The organism is uncultured Rhodospira sp. (genome assembly GCF_937138205.1).
In the GTDB taxonomy this organism is placed as follows: Bacteria; Pseudomonadota; Alphaproteobacteria; order Rhodospirillales; family Rhodospirillaceae; genus Rhodospira.
Window position 1 is genome coordinate 22,849 of record NZ_CAKZOT010000113.1, and the last position, 14,490, is coordinate 37,338.

The window sequence follows — 14,490 nt, forward strand, 5'->3', positions numbered from 1 at the left end:
CGCCATGCTCCCCATTGACGCGTGGGTCGCGGCCGACCCCGGTAGGACGACCTTTCGACAGGCTGTCCATGTCGTCCTGACCGCCATCGCGGGCACCGAGTCCCTGCGGACGACGATGGCCCTCAAGGGCGGGATGCTCATGGCCCTGGCGTTCGGCAGTTCGCGTTACACCAAGGACATCGACTTTTCGACGCGACAGGACCTGTCGGCCTTTGATCGCGACCGGTTCAAGGGCGACCTCGACGCCGCCCTGAGACGCGCCGGCGACAGCCTCGGCTACCCCATTCTGTGCGCCGTACAGACTTGCAAACAACAGCCGCCCGGGCCGGATCAAACACACCCGACCATTCGAGCCAGCGTCGGCTACGCCCGCCGGGGCAACGCGGGAGAGATGCGCCGGCTCGACGCGGGACAGGCCATCACCGTCATCCACATCGACCACAGCCTCAACGAGGTGATCGACACGGAAGACGTCTACACCCTTCAGGATCACAACCAGATCCGAACCTACGGGCTGGTCGATCTGGTCTCGGAGAAACTGCGCGCCACCTTGCAGCAGAATAGCGAAGTCCGCGTCCGAATCCGACGCCAGGACATCTACGACATCCACTTCCTGTTGCGCACCGTGCCCGAACGCTTCTACGCGCGCATCCGCGCCGACATCCTCAGGGTTTTGATCGAGAAAGCCCGAACACGAAACCTCGCCCCCACCCCTGATAGCATGAAAGACCCTGAGATCCGCGCTCGATCCGCCCGCGAATATGGTGACCTCGCCACGGAAATCGACGAGCCCTTGCCGCCGTTTGATCGCGCTTATGGGGAGGTGCAGACATTTTACGAAAGTTTGCCCTGGCCTCCCGGCGCGATGCCGTGACGCCCTCACGGCCGTCCCGCACCCCACGGGCCGTCGGGCGGGTCCCAAGGGCCGCGCCGGCGGGTGCTGCCGTGGCCCGTGCGGGGGATGACGGTCAGGCGGGCCGCGGTCTTCTTGCGGCTGAACAGCGGAAAGCCAGGGCGGCGCAGAAACGGCGTCAGGGCCATCCCCACGGCGAACCCGCCCAGGTGCGCCCACCAGGCGATGCCGGACTGGGCGCCGCTCGGGTCGCCGAACGCACTCAGCGCCTGACCGACGAACCACACGCCCAGCACAAAGATCGCCGGCACCCAGAAGACGAAGATGAACCCGAACCAGACGAACACGCGCGTCCACGGGAAGAGGATCAGGTAGGCGCCAAGCACCCCGGAGATGGCGCCACTGGCGCCGACCATGGGGATGACGCTGCCGGGCTCGCTCAGGGCGTGCAGATAGGCGGCGGTGACGCCGCAGATCAGGTAGAACGCCAGGAACCGCCAGTGCCCCATGGCGTCCTCGACGTTGTTGCCGAAGATCCACAGGTACAGCATGTTGCCGGCCAGGTGCAGGAGGCCGCCGTGCAGGAACATCGACGTGACCGGCGTCACCAGCGCCGGCACCATCGCCAGCTCGCGCGGCAGGGATTCGACGCCCAGCAAAACCGCCGGAATGGCGCCCAGCGCCACCATGAAGCGACGCTCCTCCATGAACCCCAGGCCGAGCTGGTACAGAAACACCGCGACGCACAGGCCGATCAGCGTCCAGGTGACGACCGGCGTCAGGCTGGTCGGGTTGTCGTCGCGCAGGGGCAGCATGGGGGGCTCCGGTCGGTGACAGGGGGCTGGGCGGCCGCCGCGCAGGGATCATCCGGGCGATCGAAGGCGGTTTCAAGGCACCTTTGCCGCCGCCGCCGCGACGAAGGCGCGTAGGATGGCCGTGTCGGCCGGGTCGATGGCGTATTCCGGATGCCACTGCACGCCCAGGCAGAAACGCCGCGCCGGATCCTCGACGCCCTCGATGACGCCGTCGTCGGTCCAGGCGTTGACGATGATGTGCGGCGGCACGGCCTTGACCGCCTGGTGGTGGGCGCTGTTGACCGCCGCCGTCACCTGACCGGTGATGCGGGCGAGCAGCGTGTCGGGGCGGATGGTCACCGTGTGACCGGGCTCGGTGCGCGGATTGGGCTGTTCGTGGGCCAGCGCGTTCGGCACCTCGTCCGGGATGTGCTGGATCAGGCTGCCGCCCAGTGCCACGGCCAGCAGTTGCTGGCCACCGCAGATTCCCAGCACCGGCAGATCGCGGGCGAGCGATCCCTTGAGGATGGCCAGTTCGAAATCGGTGCGGCCTTCCTTGAGGACCACGCTGTCGTGGCGCGTCTCGGCGCCGAACAGGGCGGGGTCGACGTCGAACGCGCCGCCGGTGATCAAAAGGCCGTCGATCAGGTCCAGATAGCGCCCGGTCAGATCCGCCCGGTGCGGCAGGATCAGCGGCACCCCCCCGGCCGCCGCGATGGCGTCGGCGTAGTTGCAGCGCAGCGCGTACCACGGCAGCTTGGAGTAACCGCCGGCGGGCTCGGCGTCGGCGGTGATGCCGATGACGGGGGCGGGGAGGGGGGCAGTGTCGGGCATGGGTCCTCAGGCGGTGGTGGTGGCCGCACGCGTGTCGTCGAGCGGGACCGACCGGTCGTAGAGCGTCTCGGGCGCGATGTCGATCTCGCCGGGCCACACGACGGTGCCGTACCCAACCCGCGCCAGGGCGAAAAAGGCGGGCCGTTCCAGAGGTTTGAATACCGGATGCTGGAGGTACGGCCGCATATCGAAACGGCGCCGTTCTCCATTGGTGAACGTCACCAGCAAGTGATGGTTCTCTGTCGGCACGACGGCCTGGACACGGATCATGGAACGGTCCTCATCGCAGGGGATCAATCCGGAACACGGGTTCGCCTTTTGCAGCCAACGCCCAGTTGGCCATCAGGTAATCGCTTCGTGGACTGCGCTTTCTTCGCACCTCTCTTCGATTCTCCGCAATAGAAGTGACGTCTGCAGATCGGTTTTCGGCTCGCTTTCGATGTATTATTCACGGTACAATCGCCTCGCGTATGAGGCAATTGGACGTGGGATGGCAATTGTGGATGACGGCATAGGCGATCATCAAGGGGAACTGGTCAAGCGATTCCTTGAAGAAGGAAAGAGACTGGAAGGTGCCCTTCATTGGAGGCCCAAGCGAACGAGAACGGACTATGTCTGGACATCCCATAGCATTGTCATCCTAAGCGGCTGCCTGGACGCCGGTATTCTGCATCTTACGGCGCATGTTTCTCGTCTTCCTAGAAAGTCAGGCTTCAATCTCATGTGGCGCAAGGCCGTTATCCTGCGCCTTGACGTTTCACCTGGAACACCGCACTTCAATGCAAGCTCCAAGACATCCGTTGTCGGGACCCATTGGCAGCCGTGGCCGGATCACGAAGCGGAAGCGGACAGCCGGGACCTCGATCATCGGGAATGGTTGCGCGTTTTTTGTGATCGCGCCAATATCGCATTCCATGGTCGGCAATACAGACCGCCGCCATTCGCGAGGGAACAACTCGAACTGCCGCTATGAAAGAACTCGATCCAAAAACGCTGGAAGCCGCCGCTCGGGCTCTCATTTCCACCCACGAAACGGATGGCGGTGTGGAGGTCTCGCTACCGGTGGTGTATCCGAGTGGGCAAGCCGTGTCCGTCGTTGTCACGATGGATCGGGGTGGTTACGTCGTTCACGATGCTAGTATCGGTTCAATGTATCTCACGAGCATGGGCGTCAAGATGACCAAGCGCCTACGGGAGAAGCTGGATCGTTATGCCCGAGCGTACGGTTGCGAGTTCCTGTCGGGTCGCGTCAGCACCACATGCACTGTGGATCAGGTTGCGGTCGCCATGGTTCTGGTCGCCAACGCCTCACGCGCCATCGGTGATGAAGGCCGTGTCGCGGACGAATTGACTGCCGCCAGTTTCGATAAAAAAGTAGGTGACGCACTCCGAGAGATTGTGGGCCAACGCCTACGTGAGAGAGAGCAAATTGTTGGCAACAGCGGAAAAACATACAGGATCGGCCATGTTGTTCTCGATTCGTCCCTCTCGGAGCCGCAGATCTTCGTCGAATCAATTGCCAATGAAAGTGTTGTTCCTCAGCGGGTAGCAGAGTTTTTTGACCTGAGAGATGAGTACCCAAGCATAGCTAGGGAAGCTGTCTACGACGATAGCAGGGATTGGGGTGCGCATCATATTGTTCTGATTGGCAAGGTTTCAAATCCTGTTCCTTTTGCCACGGCCAGCAACAGGTTCAGAGCCTTGCAAGCGGTATGACCGCCCCCACCGCCTTGTCCCCCGTCACCGCCATTCTGCCCGTGCGCGGCACCAGCCAGCGCGTGCCGGGCAAGAACCGCCGGCCGTTGGCCGGGCGGCCGTTGTTCCACCACATCCTGACGGCCCTGCTGCGGGTGCCGGAGGTGACGACGGTCGTGGTCAACAGCGACGATCCGGCCCTGCTCGACGAGGCCGAGCGGACGTTCCCGGGCATCGTGCCGATGCGCCGCCCGGCGTCGCTGTCGGCACCGGAAACCTCCATGAATGCGGTGCTCAGGGATGCGCTGGGTCGGGTCCCGTCGCACGGACTGATCCTGCAGACTCACGCCACCAACCCGTTCCTGGCGCCCGCCACCATGAGCGCCGCCATCGCCGCCCTGCGCGCCGCCTGGCCCGACCACGACAGCCTGTTCACGGTCACCCGCCGCCAAGTGCGCCTGTGGGACGCCGACGGCCGGCCGGTCAACCATGACCCCGCGCGCCTGTTGCCGACGCAGGATCTGCCGCCGCTGTTCGAGGAGAACTCCTGCCTGTACCTGTTTACCGCCGAAACTCTGCGGGCGCGCCGCACGCGCATTGGCGCGCGGCCGCTGCTGTGGCCGACGCCGCCGCTGGACTCGCTCGACATCGACGAGGAGGCGGACTTCACGCTGGCCGAGGCGCTGGCGGCCTGGCGCGGTGGCCAGCGCTGAGGCGCGGCCCCCCCGACGCAAGCCTGTCCCCGCGCCGCGCCTGCGCTATAATCGCCCCATGGAACACGCAGCCCCCTTCGCACCCTCCACCGCCGTACGTCCCGACGCGGCGGACGGTCCCCACCCGCCCGTTCTCGCGCCGCACGAGCCGCCGCCGTTCGAAGTCCTCAACGCCGAGGCCACGCGGCCCCTGCTGCTGATCTGCGACCATGCCGGCCGGCGCATTCCCGAGGCCCTTGGCACCCTGGGCCTCGACAACGCCGACCTGCATCGGCACATCGCCTGGGATATCGGCACGGGCCCCATCACCCGTCACCTGGCTGATCGCCTGGGCGCCTGTGCGGTGCTGGGGGTCTATTCGCGGCTGGTGGTCGACCTCAACCGGCCGCCCGGGGCGCCCGACTCGATCCCGCCGGTCAGCGACGGCACGCCCGTTCCCGGCAACCAGGGCCTTACGGAAGCCGAGGAGGCGGCCCGCATCGACGCGCTGTTCAATCCGTATCACGCCGAGGTGAATCGGCGGCTGCATCACCTGTGGCGGGCCTCCGGACAGCCGCCGGTGCTGTTCTCTGTGCACTCGTTCACGCCCACCATGCGCGACGGCGGCCAGCCGCGCCCCTGGCACATCGGCGTCTTGTGGGACAGCGATGGCCGCGTCGCCGTGCCCTTGATCCGTGCCTTCGAACGCGATCCGGACCTGTGTGTCGGCGATAACGAGCCCTATTCCGGCTGGGTCGTCGGCTATTCGGTGGCCGCCCACGCCGGCAGCGCCGGGCTCGCCCGCGCCGCCGTCGAGGTCCGCCAGGACCTGATCGCCACCGAGGCCGGGGCCGCAAACTGGGCCGACCGACTCGCGGAAGCCCTGGACGGGATCCTGGCCGACCCGGCACTCTATGCGGTCCAACCGAATGCCCCGACAGACGGGCAGGAATAGCGGTGCGGACAGACGGCCGCGCGCAACGACAGGGGGGTGCCATGTCGAGCATCAGCAACGCCGAACCGGCCTTCACCATCGGTGTCGAGGAGGAATACCTGCTGGTCCACCCCGACACCGGCGACCTGGTCACCGATGTCCCGGACCCGCTGATGGAGCGCTTCGGTGACATGCCGGAGGGCGCCGCCAGCCCCGAGTTCCTGCGCAGCCAGATTGAGGTGGGCACGCGCAAGTGCGAGACGGTCGCCGAACTGGGGCAGTGTCTGCGTGCCTTGCGCCGCCGCGTCACGGACGTGGTGGGCGAGTACGGCATGGTGCCCATCGCAGCGTCGACCCACCCCTTCGCGCACTGGAGCGACCAGAAGCACACGCTCAAGGATCGCTACACCGCCCTGGCCAAGGATTACCAAGCGGTGGCGCGGCGGCTGTTGATCGGCGGGATGCACGTCCACGTCGGCATCGAGGACCCCGACCTGCGCATCGACCTGATGAGCCAGGCCGCGTACTTCCTGCCGCACCTGCTGGCGCTGTCCACGTCGTCGCCGTTCTGGCGCGGGCTGGACACCGGCCTGAAGAGCTATCGCATCAGCGTCTTCAACGAGTTGCCGCGCACCGGTCTGCCCGGGCGGTTCGACTCCTACGCCGACTACAAGCGGCACATCGAGATCATCATTCAGGCCGGCCTGATGGAGGACGCCACCAAGATCTGGTGGGACCTGCGCCCGTCGGCCACGTTCCCGACCCTGGAAATGCGCATCACCGATATCTGCACCCGGGTCGAGGACACCATTTGTCTGGCCGCCGTGTATGTCTGCATCCTGCGCATGTTGTGGCGGCTGCGGCGCTCCAACCAGCGCTGGCGCATCTATGCGCGGATGCTGGTCGAGGAGAACCGCTGGCGGGCGCAGCGCTACGGCCTGGACGAGGGCCTGGTGGACTTCGGCATCGGCCGCGTCGTGCCCATGGCCGACCTGACCGAGGAACTGATCGAACTGACGCGCGAGGACCAGAAAGTGCTCTGCTGTCGCGACGAGGTCGAACACCTGCGCCGCATCATCGCCCGCGGCACCAGCGCGCACGCACAGCTCAAGACCTATCACGACGCCATCGATGCCGGCGCCGACGCGCCGGAGGCCCTGCGCGAGGTGGTCGCCATGCTCCAGACCGAGACCGTGGCGGGGGTGTGATCCGTTCTGGTGTCGCCGGTTGCCGCTTCGTGACATCGTGGCGGCGACCACACGGCGGGGTTGCCAGCACAGTACCGATGGCTTACCGTTCCATTATGGCCTTCATTCTGCGGGTGGGCGCCAAGGCTTCGCGTCCCTTGGGGTTTGGCGCCAGGGCGTGGCGGTGCGTGCTTTTTTTCGATCGGTTTTAATGCCGTGAGGCATAAACAGGCGCCAAGCTGCGGAATGTGGGGTCAAAGGGGGCCGGAACCCGGTGGGGCGGCGACAGGGCTGGAATGGGAGACCCACAGTGGGCCAGGACTTCCGGTCGGGAACCTGTACGATCCAAACCGAACACAGGACCGTGACGGTCCACCAAGTGTTGCTGTATGTGATCGAGGTGAGTGACGCCATGGCCGAGGCCACCGGCGTTGATTTGGTGTCCGCCGCCAGCGCGGGTATCGACTCGGCCGGCGCCGTTGCCATCACGCGTAGCCTCGGCCTGACGGGACGCGCCTACATCAAGAACTCTGGTGGCAGAAGTTATCTGATTCTCAAGGGGAACCCGGCCCAGCGGGCCGTCCTCAAAGGCACGCGGTACCTGACAACGAACCCCAAGGTGGCGCACATCATCATCAGCCCCAGAAGCCTTGCCCGGGGGGCCGCGCGCATGACGGGAATCGCCGTCGTCGCGTACGCGGCCCTGCGCGTCGTCGAGGCGCTGTTGCGGGACGGCGACGTCCGGTTGACGGCCTTGCTTGGAACCGTCGCGTCCGATGTCACGAAGTTCGCCCTGGCCGCGACCGCCGGATTCCTGGCGGGTGCCGTTGTCGGCAGTTTCACGACGGTGGCGGCCGGACCGCTCGTGGCCGCCGTCTTCATTGGTGTCCTGACGTCTTTCGTGGTCGACCGGATTGACCGCAGCTTCGGTCTGACGGACAAACTGGTCCGGACCCTCGAGAAAGTCGTGGACAAGGTCGAGGGGCCCTTCGAGTGGCTGGCGCGGGAAATCGCCCGGTTCGAGCGCGGCCTCATTGATCGGGCCGTGGCCCGCTCGATGTCGTTATCCCGATGAGCCGGACGACGGCCACCGCGTTTCTCGGCGTCTTCGGTCTGCTGGCGTGTCTTTTGGTGGCGTGGGGTGTCACGGACATCCTGTCGTGGCGCGGCGAGATGGCCCGGTGCTCCGCGCGCGTCGACATCGATACGTCATCATGCTGGTTCGTGGGGGCTGTCGGTGTCTGCGCGTTGCCGTTGCTCGCCTTCACCCGGTCCGAACGCGCGCACGCCTGGATTTTCTCGGTTTTCGTCGCGCTGTTCCTGGTGTTGCCGGGGCTGGCCTTCATGGCCGTCAAGCAGCCGGCTGTGGAAGCCGGGTACACGAGTGAGAAGACGATTACATACATCCCGCCCGGAGCGTTCACCCTGGTCCCGACGGCGCCGGAATGCCGCCCCACGGCGCGGAGGAGTGGGCCGGCCACGGACGTCGACGGCCGGTCTCAATGATCGCCGATCTAATAGGCCGGATCGATGGGTGTCTTCCGGGGCGTGATCTCCAGGTCGCCAGCCAGCAGCGCCCGCGCACGCGCATCTGCGCCGGAGGGCAGGGGGGCCATGGGGTCGCGGATCCAGGCGACGATGTCCTCCAGGGGCACCACCGCGCCCAGGTCGCGTAGCAGCATGTGCCAGCCGTCGAGATACAGCGCCGGCCGGCGCAGCGGGTCCGTTCCGTCGCCGACCATGGCTTTCAGCGCCTTTAGCGTCGGCGCGGCGGGGATGATGTGGTCGTTGGCGCCGGTCAGCACCAGGAACGGCGGCGGCACCCTTGGCGCGGCGGCCTGGGCGGCGTCCATCAGGTCCACCAGCCCGCTGATGGTGTCGCTGCGCGTCTCGCGGATCATCATTGGGTCGCGGCCCAAGGTGCGCAGCATGTCGATGTTGTCCGATGGCCAGATGTTCAGGCCCTTGCCGGAGACCTTGAGCCCCGGCGCAAGGGCCGTGGTGACGTCCAGCACCATGCGATAGAGCCAGGGCATGGCCGCGCGGCCCCACACGGCAGGGGCGCTGAGAACCAGGCCGTCGACATCGAGCGGGCGGCGCGGATCCGCCCGCGCCACCATGGCCACGGCGCCGCCCATGCTCTGCGCCACCATCAGCAGCCGCCGTTCGGGCCAGTGCGCGCGGGCCAGCGCCGCCAGGTCGCGCAGATCGTCCGCCATGCGCTCGGTTCCGGCCCACAAGCCTCGATGCGGCGCGCGACCGAATCCGCGCTGGTCCGGTGCCCAGACGATCAGACCCCGGTTGGCGAGGTACGGTCCCGCCTCGCGGAAGGACCCGGAATAGTCGTTGAACCCGTGCAGGCCGATGACAATCGCCGCCGGATCGTCCGTGCGCTGCCAGCGGGTGAGGGGCAGGCGCGTGCCGTCCGAGGCGACGAACGAGTCGTCGGCCAGACTTGGTCCGGTCCCACCGCCCGGCCCCGGCGGCGCCCAGCGCGGCGCGCACGCTGCCAGCACGGCCGTGCCCGCGCCCAGCCCGAGCGCCGCGCGGCGGGTGAGGGGGGGATCAAGCATCGGACGGTTCACCGTGGTCGTCTCTCACACGATCGCGATCCTCAACGGCGCTGGCGCATCGGATCGAGGATGTCAATCGTCTCGACATCCCGGTCGGTGTCGGTCGCCACGACGGTCCCGGTGGCCTCGGCGACGGTCAGAGTGGCGGATGGGCGCGTCTTGGGGGCTTGGCTGGTGAATCCTACCCGCCTGACGGGATGGAACCGCCACAGAGACACGAAGAATACAGAGCGCTCGTCGCCCGGCCGCGCCGGTGGCGTGCCATCGATCGCCGGGTCGTGCGTCGTGCCACGGCTGTTTCCGAGGGAAACGCCAAGGCTTTTTCGAGATGGCCGGCGTTTCGAAAAACGCCGGCCCGAGCGCAGATGCTCCTACACCTGTCAGTACCTACGCCGCCTTGGTCGTGTACCCCATCGCCTCGTTCAGTTTGGCCATCAGGTCGATGGCGCATTCGGGGATCGAGGTGCCGGGCGGGAAGATGGCCTTGGCCCCGGCGGCGTACAGGGCGTCGAAGTCCTGCGGTGGGATCACCCCGCCGACGACGATCATGATGTCGTCGCGGCCCTGTTCATCCAGCGCCTTGCGCAGTTCCGGCACCAGGGTCAGGTGCCCGGCGGCCAGCGACGAGGCGCCAACGATGTGCACGTCGTTCTCGACCGCCTGCCGCGCGGCCTCGTCAGGGGTCTGGAACAGCGGGCCGATGTCGACGTCGAAGCCCAGGTCGGCGAAGGCAGTGGCGATAACCTTCTGGCCCCGGTCGTGGCCGTCCTGGCCCATTTTCGCGATCAGGATACGCGGCCGGCGGCCGTCGTTGGCCTCGAATGCCTCGACCATGGTCTTCACCCGACCCACGACGTCGGACACGGCGCTCACCTCCCTGCCGTAGACACCGGAAATGGCGCGGATATCGGCCTTGTGGCGGCCCCAGACCTTTTCCAGCGCATCGGAAATCTCGCCCACGCTGGCCTTGGCGCGGGCGGCGTTGACGGCCAGTTCCAGCAGGTTGCCCTCGCCGTTCTCGGCCGCCTTGGTCAGCGCCTCCAGGTGCGGGCGCAGGGCCTCCGCGTCGCGCTCGGCGCGCAGGCGCTCCAGCTTCTCGACCTGCTCGCGGCGCACGGCGGCGTTCTCGACCTTCAGGACCTCGATGTTGTCCTTGCCGGTGGCGCGGTACTTGTTGACGCCCACCACGGTCTGCAGGCCGCTGTCGATGCGCGCCTGGGTGCGGGCCGAGGCCTCCTCGATGCGCATCTTGGGAATGCCGGCCTCGATGGCCTTGGCCATGCCGCCCTCGGCCTCGACTTCCTCGATGTGCGACCAGGCGCGGGCGGCCAGGTCGTGGGTCAGCCGCTCAATGTAGTAGCTGCCGCCCCACGGGTCGATGACGCGATTGGTGTTGGCCTCCTCGGTCAGGAACAATTGCGTCTGGCGGGCGATGCGGGCCGAGAAGTCGGTGGGCAGCGCCAGCGCCTCGTCCAGCGCATTGGTGTGCAGAGACTGTGTGTGGCCCTGGGTGGCGGCCATGGCCTCGATGCAGGTGCGGGCGACGTTGTTGAACACGTCCTGCGCGGTCAGCGACCAGCCGGACGTCTGGCAGTGGGTGCGCAGCGACAGCGACTTGTCGCTCTTGGGATCGAACTGCTTGATCAATCGCGCCCACAGCAGGCGGGCGGCGCGCAGCTTGGCCACCTCCATGGCGAAGTTCATACCCACGGCCCAGAAGAACGACAGGCGCGGCGCGAAGGCGTCGATGGTCAGGCCGGCATCCATGCCGGCGCGGGCGTACTGCACGCCGTCGGCCAGGGTATAGGCCATCTCCAGGTCGGCGGTCGCCCCGGCCTCCTGCATGTGATAGCCGGAGATGGAGATGGAGTTGTACTTGGGCATGTTCCGAGAGGTATACCCGAAGATGTCCGAAATGATGCGCATGGAGGGCATCGGCGGGTAGATGTAGGTGTTGCGGACCATGAACTCCTTGAGGATGTCGTTCTGGATGGTCCCCGCCAGTTGCTCCGGCTTCACCCCCTGTTCCTCGGCCGCGACGATGTACAGCGCCAGCACCGGCAGCACCGCACCGTTCATGGTCATCGACACGCTCATCTTGTCCAGCGGGATGCCGTCGAACAGCTGGCGCATGTCGAGGATGGAGTCGATCGCCACGCCGGCCATGCCGACATCGCCGGCCACGCGCGGGTGATCGCTGTCGTAACCCCGGTGCGTGGCCAGGTCGAACGCCACCGACAGGCCCTTCTGCCCGGCCGCCAGGTTGCGGCGGTAGAAGGCGTTCGAGTCCTTGGCGGTCGAGAACCCGGCGTACTGGCGTATGGTCCACGGCCGCTCGACGTACATGGTCGGGTACGGGCCGCGCACGTACGGCGGCTTGCCCGGCACGGTGTCGAGGAAGTCCAGGGCGGCGATGTCCGCGCTGCTGTACAGCGGCTTGACCGGGATCTTTTCCGGCGTCTCCCAGAGCAGATGGTCGAGATGCAGGCCGGCCTCGGCATCGGCGGCGGTCCGCCAGGCGGACGCATCGCCACCGGCGCGGGGGTTCAGGTCAACACCGGAGAAATCGGGAATCGAACTCATGGGCGGGTCACTCCCAGATCGGCGTGCAGGCCCTGCAACGTTTCGAGCACGTTGCACCCCACGTAGATGAAGGCGTCGATGCCGGCGGCCTCGTAATCCGCCTGTTTGTCGCCCGGCCGTCCGGCCAGGTAGAGGGTCTTGCAGCCGGCGGCCTTGAGGGCGCGGGCCACCGGTTCCGCCTGCTCGGCATAGATCTTGTCGGACGAGCAGATCACGGCGGCACCGGCGCCGCTGTCCTGGAACGCGGCGGCGCATTCCTCGGCGTTGGCAAAGCCGGTGTTGGTCAGGGCCTCGATGCCGCCGGCCTCGAAGAAGTTACGGGCGTAGGTGGCGCGAGCCGTGTGGTGGGCGATCGGGCCAACATTGGCCAGGAAGATCAACGGGCGCGCGCCGGTGCCCGCCAGCACCTCGTCGGAGGCATCGCGCAGGGCCTCGAAATCCTCGGCCAGGCGGTGCGAGGGCAGCGGGCTGATCTCGATGGCGTCGGCGCCGTCCCGGGTGGAGGCGCGGACCAACTCGCCCAGCGTGGCGCCCTTGATCGCGGCCGTGGCGATCTCGGTGGGCAGCATGTCCAGTTCCTCCGCCGCGCCCTCGACCGAGAAGATATCGCAGGTCGCGTCCTCGCGCACCGTGGCCAGCGCCGCGCCGGCGGCGGCCCGCAGGGCCTCCAGGTCCGGGTCGGCCAACTCGGGCGCCGGCTCGGCGAGGTTCGGGAACTCCGAAATGCCGGTGATGGGCGCCTTGCGCCGGGCGATGTCCTTGCGACGGGCCTCGCGCACCGAGGCGATCTGCTCGGCGATGCGGCCAGACGTCAGCGCCTCGGCCATGCCACCGCCCTTCTCGATGTCCTGGAACAAAGCCCAGGCGCTGCCGGCCAGTTCCTCGGTCAGGCGTTCCAGCGCCCAGGACCCGCCCGCCGGGTCGATCACGCGGTTGAGCTGGCTTTCCTCCTGCAGGATCAACTGCGTGTTGCGGGCGATGCGGCGGGCCAGCGGGCTCGGCTGGCCCAGGGCGGCGTCGTGCGGCAGGATGGTGATGCTGTTGGCGCCACCGACGGCCGCCGAGAAGCAGACCATGGTGGAGCGCAGCATGTTGACCCACGGGTCGCGCCGGGTCAGCACGCGCGCCGCCGTCACGGCATGGATGCGCGCGGCCCGGGCCGGTTCGTTGGCGCCGCAGGCCTCGGCGATGCGCGCCCACATCAGCCGGGCGGCGCGCAGCTTGGCAATGTTGAGATACTGGTCGGTGCCCAGGGAGACCGAAAAGGCGATCTGGCCGCACGCCTCGTCGATGGGCATTCCGGCCGCTTCCATGGCGCGCAGGTAGGCGACCCCGGTGGCCATGGCGCAGGCCAGATCCTGGGACTCGCTGGCCCCGGCGTTGTAGTAGGCGGCCGAATCGACCGCCACCGCCGTGACGGCGCCGCTGGGGAAGGTGCGCGCGGTCTTGTCGGCGATTGACGCCATATGCCCGAGCGCGGTGTCGAGGCTGGTGGGCAGGCGGCCGAATTCGGCCAGCGCGCCCAGCGGGTCGATGTTGAACGCGCCCCGGGCGTCGGACTCGGTCACACCGCGCTGGCACCACAGGGCGGTCAGCATGGCCGCGACGACGGGCGCCTGTGGACCGGCCTGCAGCGCGACGGGAACCTTGGTCAGGTCGACGTCCGACAGCAATGCGTCCCAATCGGCCATGGACGACAGCGACAGGCCGCCCTGTCCGAACAGGTCGGCGGCCTGTTCCGCGTCGGCGTCCTGGCCGGCGCGGCCGGCGGCGTCCAGGCGGATCAGCAGCGAGGTGACGCCGTTCTCCAGGTCATCGGCGATGGCCGCCTTGGTGGCCGCCAGGTCGGGGTTGGCGTGGAGCTGGCGGATGTCCCAGCCGCTTTGCGACATCCCCAAGGGGCGCGCGCCGCGCGTGAAGGGCATGGCGCCGGGCGTCCCCGATGGGTCCCCTTCCGCCGGCCAGTGTTCGCGGGAGTAGAGCGGCTGGATGGAAAAGCCCTCCAGCGTGCGCGCCACCAGTTTCTTGTCGAAGGGCGCGCCGTCGAGCGCCTTTTCCACCATGGCCATCCAGTCGGCATGGGTGGCGGCGGGAAAGTCCTCGGCGAACCGCTGCGGAGCATCCGTCATGATCGGGAACCCTGTCCAAAGGGGGAGGCCGGCCACTGTAGCAAAGGTCCGCGCACGCTTTCAACGCGGTGCCCGGGCCGGCACCGCCCCGGGAAACGTTGCGTGATTGCATTGGAATTGCAAGAGGGACGGCGCTATTCGACGAGATCAAAGCGCCGTAAGTCCTAAGCTGCGGGACAGACGAGCCTCAAAGCCGTCCATACGCGGATCAGCACG

At 67.4% G+C, this 14,490-nt stretch carries 14 protein-coding genes; 8 read left to right on the plus strand and 6 right to left on the minus strand.

The features are described from left to right. Window positions 1–4 precede the first annotated feature (4 nt). Window positions 5–874, plus strand: a complete 870-nt coding sequence (locus Q0309_RS16745) for a nucleotidyl transferase AbiEii/AbiGii toxin family protein (RefSeq protein ID WP_299443913.1) — start codon at window positions 5–7, stop codon at window positions 872–874. A 5-nt stretch (window positions 875–879) separates the two neighbouring features. Here the strand turns inward: Q0309_RS16745 and Q0309_RS16750 are convergent, their stop codons facing one another. From Q0309_RS16750 to Q0309_RS16760, 3 genes are all read right to left on the minus strand, one after another. Beyond that, the gene (locus tag Q0309_RS16750) at window positions 880–1,668 is read right to left on the minus strand and encodes a rhomboid family intramembrane serine protease (RefSeq protein WP_299443916.1); all 789 of its coding nucleotides are present in this window, start codon (window positions 1,666–1,668) and stop codon (window positions 880–882) included. Between the two features lie 72 nt (window positions 1,669–1,740). Then, window positions 1,741–2,481 (minus strand): gamma-glutamyl-gamma-aminobutyrate hydrolase family protein, encoded by a 741-nt coding sequence (locus tag Q0309_RS16755; RefSeq protein ID WP_299443919.1) that lies wholly within the window; start codon window positions 2,479–2,481, stop codon window positions 1,741–1,743. A gap of 6 nt (window positions 2,482–2,487) precedes the next feature. Then, a complete protein-coding gene (locus tag Q0309_RS16760; RefSeq protein ID WP_299443922.1) occupies window positions 2,488–2,751 on the minus strand; it encodes a DUF2442 domain-containing protein in 264 nt (87 codons plus the stop codon). 220 nt (window positions 2,752–2,971) lie between these two features. On the opposite strand from Q0309_RS16760, the gene Q0309_RS16765 reads away from it, so the two are divergent. The 7 genes from Q0309_RS16765 to Q0309_RS16795 all read left to right on the plus strand — a co-directional run bounded on the left by Q0309_RS16765 (window position 2,972) and on the right by Q0309_RS16795 (window position 8,495). Continuing rightward, window positions 2,972–3,454 carry a hypothetical protein gene (locus Q0309_RS16765; protein WP_299443925.1) on the plus strand — a complete coding sequence of 161 codons (483 nt, stop codon included), beginning with the start codon at window positions 2,972–2,974 and terminating at the stop codon, window positions 3,452–3,454. Continuing rightward, window positions 3,451–4,197 (plus strand): hypothetical protein, encoded by a 747-nt coding sequence (locus Q0309_RS16770; protein ID WP_299443928.1) that lies wholly within the window; start codon window positions 3,451–3,453, stop codon window positions 4,195–4,197. The genes Q0309_RS16765 and Q0309_RS16770 overlap by 4 nt, the downstream gene beginning before the upstream one ends. Next, the gene (locus tag Q0309_RS16775) at window positions 4,194–4,889 is read left to right on the plus strand and encodes an acylneuraminate cytidylyltransferase family protein (RefSeq protein WP_299443931.1); all 696 of its coding nucleotides are present in this window, start codon (window positions 4,194–4,196) and stop codon (window positions 4,887–4,889) included. The genes Q0309_RS16770 and Q0309_RS16775 overlap by 4 nt, the downstream gene beginning before the upstream one ends. A 58-nt stretch (window positions 4,890–4,947) precedes the next feature. Continuing rightward, window positions 4,948–5,823 (plus strand): N-formylglutamate amidohydrolase, encoded by an 876-nt coding sequence (locus Q0309_RS16780; protein WP_299443934.1) that lies wholly within the window; start codon window positions 4,948–4,950, stop codon window positions 5,821–5,823. Between the two features lie 41 nt (window positions 5,824–5,864). Further along, a complete protein-coding gene (locus tag Q0309_RS16785; RefSeq protein WP_299443937.1) occupies window positions 5,865–7,010 on the plus strand; it encodes a carboxylate-amine ligase in 1,146 nt (381 codons plus the stop codon). A gap of 391 nt (window positions 7,011–7,401) precedes the next feature. Continuing rightward, window positions 7,402–8,064, plus strand: a complete 663-nt coding sequence (locus Q0309_RS16790) for a hypothetical protein (RefSeq protein ID WP_299443940.1) — start codon at window positions 7,402–7,404, stop codon at window positions 8,062–8,064. Then, a complete protein-coding gene (locus Q0309_RS16795) occupies window positions 8,061–8,495 on the plus strand; it encodes a hypothetical protein (protein ID WP_299443943.1) in 435 nt (144 codons plus the stop codon). Before Q0309_RS16790 ends, Q0309_RS16795 begins: the two co-directional genes overlap by 4 nt. 8 nt (window positions 8,496–8,503) lie before the next feature. On the opposite strand, the gene Q0309_RS16800 is transcribed toward Q0309_RS16795, so the two are convergent. The 3 genes from Q0309_RS16800 to Q0309_RS16810 all read right to left on the minus strand — a co-directional run bounded on the left by Q0309_RS16800 (window position 8,504) and on the right by Q0309_RS16810 (window position 14,274). Then, on the minus strand, window positions 8,504–9,562 hold the full coding sequence (locus tag Q0309_RS16800) for an alpha/beta hydrolase (protein WP_299443946.1): 1,059 nt from the start codon (window positions 9,560–9,562) through the stop codon (window positions 8,504–8,506). Window positions 9,563–9,949: 387 nt separating this feature from the next. Further along, window positions 9,950–12,145, minus strand: coding sequence for a methylmalonyl-CoA mutase (gene scpA / locus Q0309_RS16805; RefSeq protein ID WP_299443949.1), 2,196 nt, complete (start codon window positions 12,143–12,145; stop codon window positions 9,950–9,952). Next, entirely contained in the window at window positions 12,142–14,274 is a 2,133-nt protein-coding gene (locus tag Q0309_RS16810) for a methylmalonyl-CoA mutase family protein (RefSeq protein ID WP_299443952.1), read from the minus strand. The genes scpA and Q0309_RS16810 overlap by 4 nt, the downstream gene beginning before the upstream one ends. Window positions 14,275–14,490: the final 216 nt, after the last annotated feature.